This window comes from Selenomonas sp. KH1T6 (assembly GCF_900108415.1).
Classification (GTDB): Bacteria; Bacillota; Negativicutes; order Selenomonadales; family Selenomonadaceae; genus Selenomonas_B; species Selenomonas_B ruminantium_A.
Map to the genome: position 1 here is coordinate 88,982 of NZ_FNWN01000010.1, position 16,487 is coordinate 105,468.

The following is a 16,487-nucleotide window of genomic DNA, read 5'->3' on the forward strand; positions in this document are numbered from 1 at the left end:
TTCTCTTAGATAGAATTGCGGCTCTGGCGGAAGCGGTAGGTGCCGATGCCAAATTCACGGGGGCTGGCCTGCTGGAGCTTTTCAAAAGTCTCTCTGTCAAAGGCTTTGTCACCGGCAGAGAGTTTGTCCAGGCGCTCACGGTAGGCCTTGGTTACCTGGGCAGTGAGCTCCGGGCTGTAGTCCTGAGCTTCAATGCGGCAGGAGGCCAGACCGTTGAATTTCTCCAGATAGGGATAGAGGCAGAGGTCCTTGGCAAAGAGGATGTGGTTGCGGCCATACTGGTCAAGGCGGAGGCTGTGCTTTTCGCCTGCCTTGTCCAAAAGGGCATAGCGGCGGTCGTAAACCTCGGGATTGTCAAGTTCCTGGGCGTGAGGCAGGCTCATGCCCGCAAGGTCATGGTCGCAGATCATGGACTCATAAGAGCCGTGGACGATGACCTCAATGGGCAGAGGTGATGCTTCCACAATCTCTTTCAGCTGGGCGAAGGAGAGCTCCAGGGAAGCGCAGCCCTGAGTAAGGCCGTTTTCCTTCATGAACTTGGCAGCCAGATGGTTGAAGAGGTTGAAGGAATGGTCGGCGTAGAGGGGATAGTCCGTGAGTTTCTGGGCCAGCTGCAGGGAGCCCAGGTTGCTGACCATGATGCCGTCAGGCTGGGCAGCGAAGCCCTGCAGGGCCTTGAAGAACTGCTCCAGCTCACCGCATTCCCTGCGGCGGGTGGTGCGGGGAGTCATGATCACTGCTTTGGCGCCGGCCTTATGGGCATAGGCAATGACTTCCTCATAGTCCCTGAGTTTCCAGGGGCGATGGGGACGGAAGGCCTCGCCGCCGATGTAGACGCAGTCAGCGCCATTGTCAATGGCTGCCCTGGCTGCGTCCGGTGAACCGACCCGCAGGGCAAGGCTGCGGTGCTGGGCGTTCTCTGCCTCAATGGGGTGCTCCTGCTGCAGCACTTCATCCTGCAGGCCTGCTTCCTTCACGGCGTTGCTGAAGAAGCGGGGCTCACGCTCCCCTGTGAAGCCAATATCCTGTTTGGAGGTGCCGCCGAAAGCAAAGGTGGTGGTGAAGTCCCGGGCGCGGTTCTCGTAGAGGGAACGCCAGCCTTCTTCGTCAACCGTGTAGCCCTGAGGGTCGGCGATGTAGGCATCGATAGCCTTGCGATAGGTGGAGACAATGCGGCGTATGAAGGGGGCAGGACGCATGCGGCCTTCAATCTTGAAGGAGAATACCCCAGCCTGGATGAGCTGGGGGATGGAGCGGTACATGCACATATCCTTCAAAGCAAGTTTGTAGGGACCCTCGCTCTCCTTGTCCAGCACTTCGCCAGTTTCATCATCAATCAGCTGATAGGGCCAGCGGCATGGTTTCAGGCAGCGGCCCCGGTTGCCGCTCTGGCCGAAGAGCACCCCGGAATGGATGCACTGGCCGCTTTCGGACATGCACATATCCCCGTGCATGAAGTATTCCACTTCGATGCCCGTGCGCTCGCAGAAGAGGCTGAGCTCGGAAAGAGTCATCTCCCGGCCCACCACGATGCGGGTGATGCCGTATTCCTTGAGCCTTTCGATGGCGTTCTCGTTGTGGGTGTTCATCATGACTGAGGTGTGCAGGGGGATGGTGAGACCCATCTCATGCACCAGTTCCAGCACCGCAAAGTCCTGCACCAGGATGGCATCCGGGCGGATTTTCTCCAGATAGGCCAGGTACTCACGCAGGGCGGGGATTTCCTCATCGCTGATGAGGTTGTTCAGAGTGATGTAGAGGCGCACGTCATGGGCATGGGTGTACTCCACTGCCCGCTTCAGGGCTTCATCGTCAAAGTTGAAGTCCCCTTCGTGCATGCGCATATTGAAGTGCTTGCCACCCAGGTAAACGGCATCGGCACCAGCCTCCACGGCGGCTTCCAGGGCATCCCAGGTGCCGGCGGGAGCCAAGAGCTCTACGGATTTGCGGTTAAGAAGCATTTATAAAACTCCTTTATAAATAAGATTTATCGTATCAAAAAAACCTATATCAGTATAACAGGAATTGGGAGAGCTATCAATATTTTGACAAGGCGGGGCTTTTTTGATATATTTTTGAAGGAAAACCTATATGATTTGTCATAACAGGCTTAATCATGTATAATTTTATGAAGATGAAAATGGCAGATGGGAAATGACTGCCAGGCATAGATTTTGGGAGGTTTGTTAGTAAATGTTAGGGGATAAGCTGCGGGCTGAGCGTGAAAGGCAAAATCTTACTATCAAAGATATAGAAAAAGGCACAAGCATTCGTGCCCTTTACATCGAGTGCATAGAGAAGGGCGAGTACGGCAGCCTGCCAGGTGAGGTCTACACCAAGGGCTTTATTCGCAACTATGCCACTTTCCTGAAGTTGGACGCCAACGCCTTCGTGCAGGAGTTCAACGAGGAAGTGCATCCTGGGGTGTTGCAGCAGCCCGAGGAGGTGGCCGCTGATGCTGCCGAGGAAAAAGATGATTCCTTTGACAAGGGCAGTGTCAAGGTAAGCTTTGAGGATAATGCTCACCGGCAGAACAAGATCCTGGCAGCGGTGATATGCCTGCTGGTGCTGGGGGGAGCTTACTTCCTTCTGGCCACAGGTGATGATGGCCAGGTAGCCAGGGCGCCCCAGCAGGTGAAGCAGGAAACTGCCGCTGTGAAGGAAGCCCCCAAGGCAGAGGAAAGCAAGGCCGCAGTCGCATCTGCCAAGCGCGACGATGTGGAAGTCGTAGCCAAGTTTGATGACCGCTGCTGGACCCAGGTCATTGCTGATGGCAAGACCCTCTATGAAGGCACCATGGAAAAGGGCAAGACCATGAGCTGGAAGGCCAAGGAAACCGTCAGCATCACGGCTGGCAATGCCGGTGCCGTGGCCCTTTCCGTCAATGGACAGGATATGGGCAAGGTGGGGGAGACCGGCCAGGTAGTGGAGAAGGTCTTCACCCCGTCAGGTGAGAAGAAGGAAGCCGATAAGAAGACTAAGTAAGGACAAGGATAAATAATGCAGGATTTTTTGCCGATCAGTAAAGAGGATATGGAAAGACGGGGCTGGGAGCAGCTGGACTTCGTGTTTGTGTCCGGGGATGCTTATGTTGATCATCCCAGCTTTGGCCCTGCCATACTCTGCCGCCTGCTGGAAAAGCACGGCTATAAGGTCGGTATCATTCCCCAGCCGGACTGGCATTCTTCCAGAGACTTCATGTCCCTGGGAAAACCACGGCTGGCTTTTCTTGTTTCTGCAGGTAACATGGATTCCCTGCTGAACCAGTTCACCGCCGCCAAGAAAAAGCGCCGTCAGGATGCCTACTCTCCCGGGGGTGAAGCTGGACACAGGCCTCTCAGGGCCACGGCGGTGTACTGCCGCAAGCTGCGGGAAATTTATCCCGATGTGCCCCTTGTCATCGGGGGCATCGAGGCCAGCCTGCGCCGGTTTGCCCACTATGACTACTGGTCGGACGAGGTGCGGCCTTCCCTGCTGGCAGAGTCCGGGGCAGACCTCCTGGTTTACGGCATGGGGGAAAAGGCCCTGCTGGCCATCGCGGCAGATCTCCAGCAGGGAGTGGAGATAGGCAATATCCAGGATGTGCCGGGAACCTGCTACAAGGTGCCGGGCTTTGACTATATCTGGGACTACCTGCCCCTGGCCTCTTTCGAGGAAGTGGCGGAGGACAAGAAGAAGTTTGCCGAAGCTTACAAGCTGGAGTACCTGGAGCAGGATGCCCTGCGGGGCCGGAAGCTGGCCCAGCAGAACGGGGAAATCTGCGTGGTGCAGAACCCGCCTTCTCCGCCGCTGACTGAAGCGGAGATGGATGAAATCTACGACCTGCCTTACTGCCGCACCTGGCACCCCCGTTACGACAAGGCAGGAGGGGTGCCTGCCATCAAGGAAGTGCAGTTCAGCCTGGTGAGCCAGCGTGGCTGCTTTGGCGGCTGCAACTTCTGCGCCATCATTTCCCATGAGGGCAGAGTGATCCAGCGGCGCAGCCAGGCATCTATCCTGCGGGAAGCGGAAATCCTCACGCAGCTGCCGGGCTTCAAGGGCTATATTCACGATGTAGGGGGGCCTACGGCCAATTTCCGCCAGCCCTCCTGCCAGAAGCAGCTGGAGCTTGGCACCTGCCGGGGCAAGGACTGCCTTTCTCCCGTGCCTTGCAAGAATCTTGAAGCGGACCATGGTGACTATCTGGAGCTTCTGAGGAAGCTGCGGGCCCTGCCGGGTGTCAAGAAGGTCTTTGTGCGTTCCGGCCTGCGATTTGACTACATCATGCGGGCCAAGGATGGCATGAAGTTCCTGGAAGAGCTTTGCCAGTACCATGTCAGCGGCCAGCTGAAGATTGCGCCGGAGCATATTACGGACCGGGTCACCTGGGTCATGGGCAAGTCCAATAAGCAGGTCTATGTGGACTTTGTGAGAAAATTCGAGGCTGTCAACAAGAAGCTGGGCAAGAAGCAATATCTGGTGCCCTACTTCATGTCCAGCCATCCGGGAGCCACCCTCAAAGATGCAGTGGAGCTGGCGGAGTTCCTGCACGAAATGGGCTATCATCCCCAGCAGGTGCAAGACTTCATCCCCACGCCGGGGACGCTTTCCACCTGCATGTACTACACGGGGCTTCACCCTCTTACCGGGGAGAAGATCTACACGGCCAAGAGCTATGAGGAAAAGCAGATGCAGCGGGCCCTCATGCAGTACTGGCTGCCAGGAAACTATGAGATTGTCTGCAAGGCCCTGAAGGCCGCTCACCGGGAAGATCTGATAGGCTATGACAGGCATTGCCTGGTGCGTCCCAGGAAGGGCCAGGGGAGCAAGGCAGAGGGAAAGGCAAACGGGCAGGCAAGGCCTGAAAGACATAACAACCACAACAAGCATACAAGGAAAAAGAAGGTGCATAGATGAAATGTCCATATTGCAAGCAGGCAGACAGCCGGGTCATAGACAGCCGGGCTGCCGATGACGGAGCCACTATCCGCCGCCGCCGTGAATGCAACGGCTGCCACAAGCGCTTCACCACTTATGAGGTGGTGGAGAAGGTGCCCTTGATGGTAGTCAAGCATGACGGGCGTCGCGAGCCCTTTGACAGGGACAAGATACTGAACGGCATTATCCGTTCCTGCGACAAGCGGGATATCTCCATGGAGCGCATCCTCAATTTCGTAAGCGATGTGGAGCGGGATATCCGCAATACCATGGTGCAGGAAGTTCCTTCCAAGAAAATCGGTGAGATGATCATGGAGCGGCTGAAAGATTTTGACGAGGTGGCCTATATCCGCTTTGCCTCTGTCTATCGCCGCTTTGCGGACATCACCAACTTCCTTGAGGAACTCAAAGAACTCCAGGAGCGCAGGAACCGCCCCCTGGACATCAGGTACAACAAGCAGGACTAAAGAGCAAGTGAGGTAGAAAGTTTGGATTGGGCATTAAAGAAGGAATTGCAGCAGCTGCTGGCAGAGGAACAGGGATACTACCGCTATCCCCCCGGCACCAGGACGAAGTTTGCCCTGGTCTATCCCAATTCCTATTTTGTGGGCATGTCCAATCTGGGGCTGCACATCATTTATGAGCTGCTGAATAAAAGGGGAGATACTGCCTGCGAGCGTGTCTTCCTGCCGGAGCGCAAGAAAATCCAGCAGTATGAGAATACCCGCACGCCTCTCATGAGCGTGGAGTCTCAGCTGCCTCTGCTTGACTTTGAGATCATAGGCTTTGTGCTCTCCTTTGAGATGGACTATTTCAATCTGGTGAAGATCCTGGAGCTGGGCAAGGTCAGGCTGCGCGCGGAGGAACGGGGAGAGAAGGACCCGCTGGTGATTGCGGGAGGGCCCTGTGCCACCTTTAACCCGGAGCCCCTTTCCCAGGTGGTGGATGCCTTTGTCATTGGCGAAGGAGAGGCCGTCATGCCAGGGCTTATGGACGCTTATCATGGGGCAAAGGCTGAGGGCCTCAGCCGCAGGGAAACTCTGCTCAAGCTTTCAAAGGTGCCCGGAGTATATGTGCCCTCCCTTTATGAGCATGAATACGACAGCGAGGGCAGGCTGATTTCTATCAAGGTTCTGCCCAGTGCCCCGGAAAAAGTCTCCCGCCAGTGGGTGAAGGAGCTTGATGCATATCCTGCTCATACAGTGGTGGTGACGGACAATACGGAATTCAACTTCTACCTCATCGAGACAGCCCGGGGCTGCGGGCGCCACTGCCGCTTCTGCATGGCTGGCTACTGCTTCAGAAGGCCCCGCAACCGCTCTCTGGAAGTCATCAACAGGGAAGTGCAGGAGGCGCTGAAGTACAGGAAGCGCATTGGCCTCATGGGAGCGGCCATCTCCGATTACCCGGAGATAGACGAGCTTTGCCGGGATATTCTGGGGGAGGGGCTGTCCATGTCCGTGGCTTCCTTCCGGGCGGATTCTGTCACGGAGGAACTGGTGGAATCCCTGGCCAGCAGCGGACTCAAGACCCTGACCATTGCCCCGGAGGCTGGCAGCGTCCGCATGAGGGCTGTCATCAACAAGGGCATTGAGGAAAAGCACGTCTTCAACACTGTGAAGCTGGGGCTGAAAGCCGGCATAAGGAATTTCAAGCTCTATATCATGGTTGGGCTGCCCTTTGAGGAAGAAGCAGATATTGAGGCCATCATTGATCTGGCGAACCGGGTCAAGGACTACATGGAGGAGCAGGGCAGCAAGGGCACGCTCACTCTGAGCGTCAATCCCTTTATCCCCAAGCCTTTCACCCCTTTCCAGTGGACGCCCATGGCAGACAGGAAGGCTGTGGAGCAGAAGCTGAAACATCTGGAAAAATCCCTGCGGGGGCGCAGGCACATCGTGGTCAACGTGGAATCACCCAAGGAAGCCTATGTGCAGGGGGTGCTGGCCCGGGGCGGCAGGCCCGTGGGAGAGGTGCTCCTGAAGGCCTGCGCTGCAGGCGGCAGCAAGGCTTTCAAAAAAGCCTTGAAGGAAAGCGGCCTCAGGGCAGAAGACGAACTTTACCGCCAGCGCGGAGAAGATGAGTGCTTCCCATGGGACAGACTTGACATGGGTTTTACCAGAAATTACCTCTATCAGGAGCTGAAGCGGGCAGAGGAGCTGAAACCGACCCTGCCCTGCTTTGACAACTGCCACCGTTGCGGTGTATGCTGAATATAGCTTGAATATATCTTAGTGAATAAAGGATGTGCTGTTATGAGCTTTGTCCTGGAACATTTGCATAGCAATCTTTGGCGGGGAAAGTTCACTCACTTTCCCGGGGGCGTTCTGGAGCATGGAATCTCTGCCCGCCTGGGTGGCGTGAGTGCAGCTCCTTACAGCGCCCTCAACATGGGGCTGCATGTGGGAGACGACCCGGCCAAGGTCATAGAGAACCGCAAGCGCTTTCTCCACGCCCTGGAGCTCAAGGCTGAGGAGGTCTGCAGCCCCCAGCAGGTGCATGGCACGAAGGTCCTGCGGGTGAACTGGGAAGACAGGGGCAGAGGCGCCCTGGATTATGCTGCGGCCATAGAAGATACTGATGCCCTGATTACCAACGCATTGGGGGTGCCCCTAATGCTCTGCTTTGCTGACTGCGTGCCCCTGCTGTTCTTTGATCCGGAAAACGGTGCCATCGGCGTGGCTCATGCAGGCTGGAAGGGCACGGTCGGCCGCATCGGGGAAAAGACCGTGCAGGCCATGGCCGCAGAGTTCGGCACGGAGCCAGCCAAGCTCCTGGTGGGCATTGGTCCCTCCATTGGTCCCGAATGCTTCACTGTGGGGGAGGAAGTGGCAGAGAAGTTCCGGGAGGCCTTCCCGGACTATCATGAAAAGCTCCTTTCCCAGCGGGAGGACGGCCTTCACGCCGACCTCTGGGCCGCCAACCGCCTGCAGCTGGAAGAGGCAGGGGTAGCTGCAGAAAACATCGAGTGTGCTGAGGTCTGCACCAGCTGTGAGCACAAGTGGTATTTCTCCTATCGGGCTGATGGGGGAGACACCGGGCGGCTGGCAGCGGTCATGGCTTTGAAGAAATACTGAGAGGGGGGCTTTGATGATAAGGGAGAACTATCAAAAAGTCCTGGACTCCATTGAGGCTGCCAGGGCCAGAAGGACATCGGTGCCCCAGGAAGAACCTGTGCGCCTGATAGCTGTCACCAAGAACCATGATGCAGCCGCCATGCGTGAAGCCATTGACGCAGGGGCGTCAGAGGTGGGGGAAAACCGCATCCAGGAAGCCAGGGGCAAGATCGAGGAGCTTGACCGGCAGGTCACCTGGCATCTTATCGGCCATCTTCAGACCAATAAGGCCAGACAGGCGGTCAGGTACTTTGACCTGATCCATTCCGTGGACAGCCTCCATCTGGCTGAGGCGCTGGAAAAGGAAGCTGAAAAGCAGGACAAGGTGCAGGACGTGCTCCTGCAGGTGAATCTTGCCCGGGAGGAAAGCAAGTCCGGCCTGGAAAAGGAAGAGCTCCTGGAGGTCTTCCGGCAGGCAGACGGCTTTGAACACCTGCGCATAAGGGGGCTCATGTGCATGGCTCCCAACTATGAGGATGTGGAAATGTGCCGTCCTCTTTTCAGGGAGATGTACGGCATTTACCAAAAGGTAAAGGGAATGGACTGGCAGAGAGCAAAGGTGGACTGCCTGTCCATGGGTATGTCCCATGATTATGAAATAGCCGTGGAAGAAGGGGCCAATATCGTGCGGGTCGGCACAGCCATCTTCGGGCCGCGCCAGTACTAGGGGAGTGAAGGATATGAATATCTTCGATAAAGTTTGCGGGAAAATGGGCCTGATGGACCCGGAGGACGAAAAGGAAGAGCTGGAGGAATACTTCGACGAAGACGAGAAGAAGCCCAGTTTCATGAAGCAGGACGAGGGAAGCAGGATGGATCAGCATAATGAAGGAAGCAGCAGCAACGTAGTGGATTTCCACAGCGCCGCTTCTGCCAGAGAGAGTGCAGCGGCCGCTGTCAAGGTAAAGGTGGTAGTCATTGAGCCCAAGTCCTTTGACGATGCCCAGCAGGTGGCCAACAACCTCCGGGAGAAAAAGCCCGTGGTCATCAACTTCGAGCACACCGAAGGCGAGGCTGCCAAGCGCATCATCGACTTCATCAGCGGCACTACCTACGCCCTGAACGGGGAAATCAAGAAGGTGGGGCACAATGTGTTCCTCTGTGCTCCCAGCAATGTGAACGTGAGCTATACGGAAGAAGAGAAGAAGGTATCTGCAGAGATGCCCTGGCTGCAGAAGTAAGGGGAGATGGCGATGCTGGCTGATGTGAAGATTGGCTTTATCGGCGGCGGTGCCATGGCTGAGGCCATCACCGCAGGCATGGTGGGGAACAAGGTGGTTCCTGCCGGTAATATTTTCATTTCCGACCACAAGGCTGCCCGCTGTGAGGAGCTGGCAGACCGCTACGGCGTCCACGCCAGCGTAGGGGCAGATTTCCTGCCCAAGATGGATTTCCTGATCCTGGCAGTGAAGCCCCAGGTTGCGGCCAAGGCTCTTGAGGAAATCAAGACAGGGCTGGCCAATGAAACGGTGCTGGTTTCCATCGTAGCCGGCCTGACGCTGGCTTCCATGGAAGAAGCACTGGGACAGCGTCCACTGGTGCGGGTGATGCCCAATACCCCCCTGGCTGTGGGGGCAGGCATGACTGCCTTTGCCGTCAATCCGCTGGTGGAGGAGGAGCCCTGCGCTGTGGTGCGGGAGATTTTTGCCTCCAGCGGCGAGGCCATCCAGGTGAAGGAAGAACAGCTTGATGCCGTGACGGGCCTTTCAGGCAGCGGTCCTGCCTATGGTTTCCTGGTGATTGATGCCCTGGCAGACGGCGGCGTAGCCGCTGGCCTCAAAAGGGCTGATGCCATCAAGCTGGCGGCCCAGACCATGCTTGGGGCTGCCCAGATGGTGCTCAAGACCGGCAGTCATCCGGATGTACTGCGGGATCAGGTCACCAGCCCTGCCGGCACCACCATTGAAGGCGTGCGCACCCTGGAGCGGGCAGGCCTCAGGAGCGCCCTGATTGAAGCGGTCATTGCCGCCACGGAAAAATCAAGAGCCCTGGGCAGGAAGTAAGAAGAACAGGTTACAGATATGGCAAAGAATACGGAACAGAAAGAAAAACTCATACGCTTTTACAGGGGCACAGAGGGAGAGGAAACAGCTGTCAAGCTGGTTGATATGGCCGAGCAAGTGCTGCGCAGCCAGAAATTCCGCCTCAGCGGTTTCCTTGACCCCTTTGGCCAGGAAATTGCTGAGACGGTGGCGGCCAACTATCCTGAGCTCAGAGTGGACTTTGAGGGAGGTTACCAGGGGGCAGAGCGCTGCCGCGCAATCTTTGTCCATGGGGACTTCCCAGGGACTCCTGGGGGCTTTGACCTTGACTGTGTGGAAGCCAGGTGGAACGGGCAGTTTGCCCGCCTTTCCCACCGGGATGTGCTGGGGGCCCTCATGAGCCTGGGCCTTGAACGGGACAGGTTCGGTGATTTGCTGGTGGCCAGCGACTCTGTAAAGATCATCTGCGACAGCAAGATGGCAGAGTATCTGTTGCAGGAACTGAAGCAGATTGGCCCCGTGGGGGTGGAGTGCCAGCGCGCTGCCCTTGACACCATTGCTCCCAGGGAGGAACGGTGCAAGGAGATAAGTGCTACCGTGGCTTCCCTGCGGGTTGACGCCATTGCCGCCGCAGGCTTTGGCTTCTCCCGCAGCCGGGCAGCTTCTGACATTGCCGCTGACAAGCTGAAGCTCAACTGGCAGCCGGTGAAGAATGCTTCCCAGACTGTGAAGGAAGGGGATATGCTCTCCATGCGCGGCCGGGGCCGGCTGGAAGTGGCAGAGATCCGCGGCACTACCAAGAAAGGACGCACGGCGCTGACTTTAAGACGTTATTTTTGATTCTGAATCTAATTACGATAGGGGATATGATCTTGCTTACACCAATGGACATACACAACAAGGAATTCAAGCATAGCTTCCGTGGCTATAACGAAGACGAGATTGACGAGTTCCTGGACCAGGTGGTCAATGACTACGAAAAGCTTTTCCGGGAAAATGACAAACTGAAGGAAGAGGTAGCCCGTCTGCGGAAGGAGTCAGAAAGCTATCAGGAAAGGGAAAAGAGCATAAATGACACCCTGCTGCTGGCCCAGAAGACTGCCCAGGAAGTGACGGACAATGCCCGCCAGTCCGCTGCGGATATGAAGGAAAATGCTGCCAAAGAATGTGAGAATATGCGCCAGGAAGCGGAGATGGAGGCTCAGAAGAAACTGGACGAGGCTACCAACAGAGTCCGTGCCATCGTTTCCGAGTATGACCGTCTGGTGCGGGAAAAGAACCAGTTCCTGCGCAAGGTGAAACTTACCATGGAATCTGAGCTGGCTGTGCTGAACCAGACCATCAATGAACTGCCCAACCCCGAGGCAGAAGAAAAGGCACGGGCTGAGGTTTCTGTGGAAGTCACTCCCCAGGAGAGGGAGTCCCTGGGACAGGCCGCCGCTCAGGAAGAAGTGCCTGATGAGCAGGCACAGCCCCAGGAGGCCTGAGCTTAGTTGGCAGCGGCATTTCTGTTTTTCGGGGTATTGGCGCTGGATCAGCTGGTGAAGGGACTTATCCAGGTAAGCTATCTGCCGGGAGAATCCACGCCGATAATAAAGGGCATCTTTCACATCACTTATGTGCTTAATCCCGGGGCGGCCTTTGGCCTGCTGGAGAACCAGACCTGGTTTTTCATCCTGGCTGCGGCTGCCATCAGTCTGGGCTTTATCTGGTATTATCCCCGCCTGAAGAAAGAATGCGGCTTCCTGCATTATGGCTGTGTGGCTTTGGTGGCGGGAGCCATGGGCAATCTCATTGACCGCATGAAGACAGGGCTGGTGGTGGATTTCCTTGATTTCCGCATCTGGCCGGTGTTCAATCTGGCAGATATTGCCATTGTGCTGGGGGTAATCAGCATGGTTTATGCCATACTTTTCAAGATGCGGGATGAGGATGAGAGCTGATGAACAATCTTTTTGAGGCGGATAAGGACGGGGAAAGGCTGGATGTCTTCCTGGTAAGGCAGGAGCCGGAGCTTTCCCGGGCCCATATCCAGAAAATCATAGCTGCCGGGGATGTGCTGGTGGATGGCAAGGTGCGCAAGGCCAACTTCAAGCTCAGGGCAGGCGCTTCCGTCAGCTTTACCATGCCCGAAGCGGCGCCCATCGAGGTAAAGCCAGAGGATATTCCCCTGGATATCCTCTATGAGGATGGGGATATCATCGTGGTGAACAAGGCCCGGGGCATGGTGGTGCATCCGGCAGCAGGAGTGAGCAGTGGCACTTTGGTGAATGCCTTGCTCTATCACTGCCATGACCTTTCCGGCATCAACGGGGAAATCCGCCCGGGCATAGTCCATCGCTTGGACAAGGATACCTCTGGTGTCATGGTGGCAGCCAAGAACGACAGGGCTCACCTTGACCTGGCAGAGCAGATCAGCACGAAATCCGCCCATCGCAGCTATCTGGCGGTGGTGCATGGCAATATCAAAGAAGAAGCTGGCATCATCAAAGGCGATATTGGCCGTCATCCCACGGACAGGAAGCGCATGGCCATCGTGCAGGACAACGGCAAGCCTGCGGTGACGCACTTCAAGGTGCTTGAGCGCTTCGGGGACTACACTTTGGTGGAATGCAGGCTGGAAACTGGCCGCACCCATCAGATCAGGGTGCACATGACCAGCATCGGCCATCCTTTGGTCAATGATCCCAAGTACGGCAGCCGCAAGACTCCCTTTGGCATCAAGGGGCAGGCGCTGCATTCAAGGCAGCTGGTCTTGAAGCATCCAGCCACAGGGGAGGAAATGACCTTTGAGGCGCCGCTGCCGGAGGATATGGAAAAAATCCTTGCGGCTTTGAGAAACCGCAGAAAATAACATATTTTGCAGGGAAATGGAGCAGGAGGGATAATATGCCACAGTTTACTGAAAAGGCAGTGCTTATGGACGAGGAAGCTATCAGGCGTTCACTGGTGAGGATTTCCCATGAAATCGTGGAGAAAAACAAGGGCGTGGAGAATATTGTCCTGGTAGGCATTCGCACCAGAGGCGTGCCCATCGCCGAGCGGCTGGCAGATGCCATCGAAAAGATTGAGGGCACCCGTCCTCCCGTGGGCGTACTGGACATTACCCTCTACCGCGATGATCTGTCTACCCTGGCTTATCAGCCCGTGGTGCGCACCACAGAACTGCCAGTGGATATCTCCGGCAAAATCGTGGTTTTGGTGGATGATGTGCTCTACACGGGCCGAACCATCAGGGCAGCCCTTGATGCGGTGATAGATATGGGCCGTCCCACCACCATCCAGCTGGCGGTGCTCATAGACCGGGGCCATCGGGAACTGCCTATTCGTGCTGATTTCGTGGGCAAGAACGTGCCCACCTCCTCTCATGAGGTGGTCAGCGTACAGCTTGATGCCACCGATGGTGCGGAAAAGGTGGTTATCAGGGAACGGGTGGAAGAATAAGGATTTCCGGAGATTTCGTCTGATTGCCATATAATAGTATATGTCTTGGATATATGGTAAAGATACCCTAAAAGGTTAAGAAATATAATATATTCGGTGACCGAATACTTTAGTTGATGAAAGTATTCGGTCACCGAATTTTTTTAGGAGGGCGCAAAGAGGCCGTTTCCATGCAAGAATATTTGCCGGCTGGTCCGGGAAACGGCAGGAATTATGCCCCTCACAGCGAAATTTCACAATGAAGAAGCGGGGTGATTTCATGGCATGCAGGAAGCTTACTAAGCATAATCAAATAAAAGCACTTCTCGACCAGACGCTGGAAACGGTAGAAGCCAACAAGGCCCAGGCGTACAATCTCTATGAGGCCAGCTGCAAGGAAGTAGATGAACAGAAGGAGCGCATCAAAGCCATCAGGCAGGAACTGTCTGTGCTGATCCAGAAAGTAGACAGGGCCGAAAAAGAATTGCAGCGAGGGCGCCAGGGCTTGGTGGGCGCAAGCAAGAATTTTTCCGAACGGGATATGCAGGACCTGGTGGCAGATGTGGCACATCTTCAGGAGGAATGGCAGGAGCTGAAAGACCGGGAAGATGCCCTGCGCAAGGAACGTGATGAAATGGAAATACGGCTGCATCGCCTGGTGGACATGAGGAAGGAAAGCGAGAACCTGGTCGTAACCATAGGCTCTGTGGCGGGCTTCCTGAATGCCAAGCTGAGCGGGGTGGCAGAGGAACTGGAATCTGCCCAGCACGGAGTCGAGATAGGCATGCAGATTATTCAGGCCCAGGAGGAAGAACGCAAGCGCATTTCCCGGGACCTGCACGATAGTGTGGCCCAGGACCTGGCCACCATCAAGATGGACCTGGGCTTTGGAGAGCTGATGTTCGAAAAAGGCAGGATTGATGAAGGCAGGAAGATTGTGTCAAGGTCCAAGGAGTTCATTGGGGACTGCATCACCAATGTCAGGCAGGTCATCTTTGACATGCACCCCATGGCTCTGGATGATCAGGGCTTTGCGCCTGCGGTGCATCAACTCTGCCAGAGCATGGAAAGGAGGGGCTTTCTCTATGCCAATTACGAGGTCATGGGGGAAGCTTATGCTTTTGCCAAGCACATTGAAGCAGGCCTTTACCGCATCATTCAGGAGTGCTTCAATAATATTGTCAAGCATTCAGGGCAGAACAGGGCTTCTGTCAGAATCCACTATACTCCCTCTGCGCTGAATATCCTGGTCAAGGATAAGGGCAAGGGATTCAACCAGGATATAGACGTCAATGCAGAGGCCACAGGTGAGATGAAGCACTATGGCCTGGTGGGGATCATCGAGCGGGCCAGGCATATAGGTGCCCAGATACAGATCACCCCCAAGCTGGGCGAGGGCGTCAAAATCCGCATCGTGGTGCAGAAAAAACAGACTGCTGCAGCCAGTTAGCACTGGCTGCAGCAAATTTCAGGAGGCAGGAGCATGGCAGGCAAAGGAAATGTTGCAGTTTTCAGCAAAAAACGCCGCTGGGCGGAAATCGATATCTTCCGCGGGCTTGCTATATCCTGCATGCTGATAGTCAATGCCCTGCCTGATTTTTCGGAGGCCTATCCCCTGCTGCTGCATTCCAGCTGGGAAGGAATCACTCTGGCTGACCTGGCGTTCCCGGGCTTTGTCTTTGCCATGGGCCTGTCCGCTTCCCTGTGGTTCCCGAAACATGGCAGGGAATCTGCCCTGAAGAAGGCTGCTGTCATCTTGCGGCGGGGCATGATCTTGTTTTTGCTTGGCTATGTCCTGAATCAGGTTCCTTTGCTTTTGCAGCATGTATTCTATCCGGAAGCAGGTGCTTCCCTTTGGGAGGAGATGGCAAGTCACGGGCGCATATTGGGAGTCCTGCAGAGGCTGGGACTGGTATATGCCTGCGGCATGTTTGCCGCCTGGCGGCTGAAAGGAGACGTCTCTCTGGGGTCCTTTGCCCTGCTGCTTCTGGCGGTGTCCTCCCTGGGCTTCCATCTCTACTCCCCTGCTGCTCCCTTCAGCCAGGAAGGCAATATCAGCATGGCCGTGGACGCTGTCTTTCCCGGCAAGGAGCACTGCTATATGCAGGGAGATTCTGACCCGGAAGGGCTGTATGGCACTCTGGCAGCCACCGCTTCTTTCCTGTGGGGGATGCTGGCCGGCCGGTGGCTGACCAGGGGCGGGGCTGGCGTTCTTGCCTTGGCGGGGGTGGCACTTTTGCTGGCAGGGGGCCTGTGGAGCTGCCAGGATATTGTCTGCAAAGCTCTGTGGACAGCACCCTATGTGCTTCTGACCAGCGGCGGGTTCATGCTGCTCTTGTTCTTGCTGCAACAGCTGCTGGGCTGGGGGCCCGACCTGGCTGTCTTATTTGCTCCCTGCCGCATCATGGGGAGCAATCCCCTGCTGCTGTATATTTTCACGGAAATATCACTCATGCTGCTTTGGACCATAATGACTTCTTCCGGGCAGCTCTTATATGCCTGGCTCTGGGAGAACTCCCTGAAGGGGGTAGTGAGCGTGCCCTTCAGCATTTTTTTGTTTGCTTTCCTCTGGCTGGCCTTATGGCTGCTGGCGGCAGGATATCTTGCCAGGAAGCATATCTTTCTCAGAGTTTGAGGAAAACTTAAAATCCTTTTTGGTGCAGAAGCAGGAGTTATGCCCTTTTCAGCGAAATTCTGTAAACTATAACGAGAAAGAAGATGTCCCCCACCTCTACAGGTGGGGGTGGCGAATATCATAACAGGCGGTGAGCACATATCTCCCGCCTCGTTGAAAGGCCAAGAGGAAGCTTTGTCTATCGACAAAGCTGGAACAATGGCCTTATAAAACATAGCTGAAATGATTTACACCAGTTTACAACTTTAAGCCGCATTATTCCAATGCTTGACCACATCACGCAATACGCTAAGAACATCGGCTGAATTTATGGTATTTGATGCCTCATCAGCTAACCTGCTCAAAAATAGCTCATCCTGAATTTGTTTGCTGATGGCCATTCGTACCTCTTGCGGGCTGCATTCCTTGAACCTT

Annotated in this window: 16 protein-coding genes; 15 read left to right on the forward strand and 1 reads right to left on the reverse strand. The window is 55.7% G+C overall.

Going from position 1 to position 16,487, the window contains the following annotated elements; translation table 11 throughout:
- Positions 1 to 5: 5 nt before the first annotated feature.
- A complete protein-coding gene (locus BLW59_RS08180; RefSeq protein ID WP_074697399.1) occupies positions 6 to 1,961 on the reverse strand; it encodes a peptidase U32 family protein in 1,956 nt (651 codons plus the stop codon).
- Positions 1,962 to 2,193: 232 nt separating this feature from the next.
- Between BLW59_RS08180 and BLW59_RS08185 the strand changes: the two genes are divergently transcribed.
- From BLW59_RS08185 to BLW59_RS08255, 15 genes are all read left to right on the forward strand, one after another.
- Positions 2,194 to 2,985, forward strand: coding sequence for a helix-turn-helix domain-containing protein (locus BLW59_RS08185; protein WP_074697400.1), 792 nt, complete (start codon positions 2,194 to 2,196; stop codon positions 2,983 to 2,985).
- A gap of 15 nt (positions 2,986 to 3,000) precedes the next feature.
- Positions 3,001 to 4,896: a YgiQ family radical SAM protein gene (locus BLW59_RS08190; RefSeq protein WP_074697401.1), complete on the forward strand. Its 1,896-nt coding sequence runs from the start codon at positions 3,001 to 3,003 to the stop codon at positions 4,894 to 4,896.
- On the forward strand, positions 4,893 to 5,384 hold the full coding sequence (gene nrdR, locus BLW59_RS08195) for a transcriptional regulator NrdR (RefSeq protein ID WP_074697402.1): 492 nt from the start codon (positions 4,893 to 4,895) through the stop codon (positions 5,382 to 5,384). Before BLW59_RS08190 ends, nrdR begins: the two co-directional genes overlap by 4 nt.
- A gap of 21 nt (positions 5,385 to 5,405) precedes the next feature.
- On the forward strand, positions 5,406 to 7,130 hold the full coding sequence (locus tag BLW59_RS08200; RefSeq protein ID WP_074697403.1) for a TIGR03960 family B12-binding radical SAM protein: 1,725 nt from the start codon (positions 5,406 to 5,408) through the stop codon (positions 7,128 to 7,130).
- 42 nt (positions 7,131 to 7,172) lie between these two features.
- Positions 7,173 to 7,994: a peptidoglycan editing factor PgeF gene (gene pgeF / locus BLW59_RS08205; protein ID WP_074697404.1), complete on the forward strand. Its 822-nt coding sequence runs from the start codon at positions 7,173 to 7,175 to the stop codon at positions 7,992 to 7,994.
- 13 nt (positions 7,995 to 8,007) lie between these two features.
- Positions 8,008 to 8,700, forward strand: a complete 693-nt coding sequence (locus BLW59_RS08210; protein ID WP_074697405.1) for a YggS family pyridoxal phosphate-dependent enzyme — start codon at positions 8,008 to 8,010, stop codon at positions 8,698 to 8,700.
- A 13-nt stretch (positions 8,701 to 8,713) separates the two neighbouring features.
- Positions 8,714 to 9,214: a cell division protein SepF gene (locus BLW59_RS08215; RefSeq protein WP_074697406.1), complete on the forward strand. Its 501-nt coding sequence runs from the start codon at positions 8,714 to 8,716 to the stop codon at positions 9,212 to 9,214.
- Between the two features lie 12 nt (positions 9,215 to 9,226).
- The gene (gene proC, locus BLW59_RS08220) at positions 9,227 to 10,036 is read left to right on the forward strand and encodes a pyrroline-5-carboxylate reductase (RefSeq protein ID WP_074697407.1); all 810 of its coding nucleotides are present in this window, start codon (positions 9,227 to 9,229) and stop codon (positions 10,034 to 10,036) included.
- Positions 10,037 to 10,054: 18 nt separating this feature from the next.
- Positions 10,055 to 10,855 (forward strand): RNA-binding protein, encoded by an 801-nt coding sequence (locus BLW59_RS08225; protein WP_074697408.1) that lies wholly within the window; start codon positions 10,055 to 10,057, stop codon positions 10,853 to 10,855.
- Between the two features lie 26 nt (positions 10,856 to 10,881).
- The gene (locus BLW59_RS08230) at positions 10,882 to 11,502 is read left to right on the forward strand and encodes a DivIVA domain-containing protein (protein ID WP_175463388.1); all 621 of its coding nucleotides are present in this window, start codon (positions 10,882 to 10,884) and stop codon (positions 11,500 to 11,502) included.
- A gap of 6 nt (positions 11,503 to 11,508) precedes the next feature.
- Positions 11,509 to 11,958, forward strand: a complete 450-nt coding sequence (gene lspA, locus BLW59_RS08235) for a signal peptidase II (RefSeq protein WP_029544825.1) — start codon at positions 11,509 to 11,511, stop codon at positions 11,956 to 11,958.
- Positions 11,958 to 12,869, forward strand: a complete 912-nt coding sequence (locus BLW59_RS08240; RefSeq protein WP_074697409.1) for an RluA family pseudouridine synthase — start codon at positions 11,958 to 11,960, stop codon at positions 12,867 to 12,869. Before lspA ends, BLW59_RS08240 begins: the two co-directional genes overlap by 1 nt.
- A 35-nt stretch (positions 12,870 to 12,904) precedes the next feature.
- A complete protein-coding gene (gene pyrR, locus BLW59_RS08245; protein ID WP_074697410.1) occupies positions 12,905 to 13,459 on the forward strand; it encodes a bifunctional pyr operon transcriptional regulator/uracil phosphoribosyltransferase PyrR in 555 nt (184 codons plus the stop codon).
- Between the two features lie 259 nt (positions 13,460 to 13,718).
- Positions 13,719 to 14,888, forward strand: a complete 1,170-nt coding sequence (locus BLW59_RS08250) for a sensor histidine kinase (protein ID WP_175463389.1) — start codon at positions 13,719 to 13,721, stop codon at positions 14,886 to 14,888.
- A gap of 33 nt (positions 14,889 to 14,921) precedes the next feature.
- Positions 14,922 to 16,073, forward strand: a complete 1,152-nt coding sequence (locus BLW59_RS08255; RefSeq protein WP_074697412.1) for a heparan-alpha-glucosaminide N-acetyltransferase domain-containing protein — start codon at positions 14,922 to 14,924, stop codon at positions 16,071 to 16,073.
- Positions 16,074 to 16,487: the final 414 nt, after the last annotated feature.

What these genes read in the sequence shown, in the direction of transcription:
- BLW59_RS08180 (WP_074697399.1), bottom strand. Translation starts at nt 1,961, where the DNA reads ATGCTTCTTAACCGCAAATCCGTAGAGCTCTTGGCTCCCGCCGGCACC.
- BLW59_RS08185 (WP_074697400.1), top strand. Translation starts at nt 2,194, where the DNA reads ATGTTAGGGGATAAGCTGCGGGCTGAGCGTGAAAGGCAAAATCTTACT.
- BLW59_RS08190 (WP_074697401.1), top strand. Translation starts at nt 3,001, where the DNA reads ATGCAGGATTTTTTGCCGATCAGTAAAGAGGATATGGAAAGACGGGGC.
- nrdR (WP_074697402.1), top strand. Translation starts at nt 4,893, where the DNA reads ATGAAATGTCCATATTGCAAGCAGGCAGACAGCCGGGTCATAGACAGC.
- pgeF (WP_074697404.1), top strand. Translation starts at nt 7,173, where the DNA reads ATGAGCTTTGTCCTGGAACATTTGCATAGCAATCTTTGGCGGGGAAAG.
- BLW59_RS08210 (WP_074697405.1), top strand. Translation starts at nt 8,008, where the DNA reads ATGATAAGGGAGAACTATCAAAAAGTCCTGGACTCCATTGAGGCTGCC.
- BLW59_RS08215 (WP_074697406.1), top strand. Translation starts at nt 8,714, where the DNA reads ATGAATATCTTCGATAAAGTTTGCGGGAAAATGGGCCTGATGGACCCG.
- proC (WP_074697407.1), top strand. Translation starts at nt 9,227, where the DNA reads ATGCTGGCTGATGTGAAGATTGGCTTTATCGGCGGCGGTGCCATGGCT.
- BLW59_RS08225 (WP_074697408.1), top strand. Translation starts at nt 10,055, where the DNA reads ATGGCAAAGAATACGGAACAGAAAGAAAAACTCATACGCTTTTACAGG.
- BLW59_RS08230 (WP_175463388.1), top strand. Translation starts at nt 10,882, where the DNA reads ATGATCTTGCTTACACCAATGGACATACACAACAAGGAATTCAAGCAT.
- BLW59_RS08240 (WP_074697409.1), top strand. Translation starts at nt 11,958, where the DNA reads ATGAACAATCTTTTTGAGGCGGATAAGGACGGGGAAAGGCTGGATGTC.
- pyrR (WP_074697410.1), top strand. Translation starts at nt 12,905, where the DNA reads ATGCCACAGTTTACTGAAAAGGCAGTGCTTATGGACGAGGAAGCTATC.
- BLW59_RS08250 (WP_175463389.1), top strand. Translation starts at nt 13,719, where the DNA reads ATGGCATGCAGGAAGCTTACTAAGCATAATCAAATAAAAGCACTTCTC.
- BLW59_RS08255 (WP_074697412.1), top strand. Translation starts at nt 14,922, where the DNA reads ATGGCAGGCAAAGGAAATGTTGCAGTTTTCAGCAAAAAACGCCGCTGG.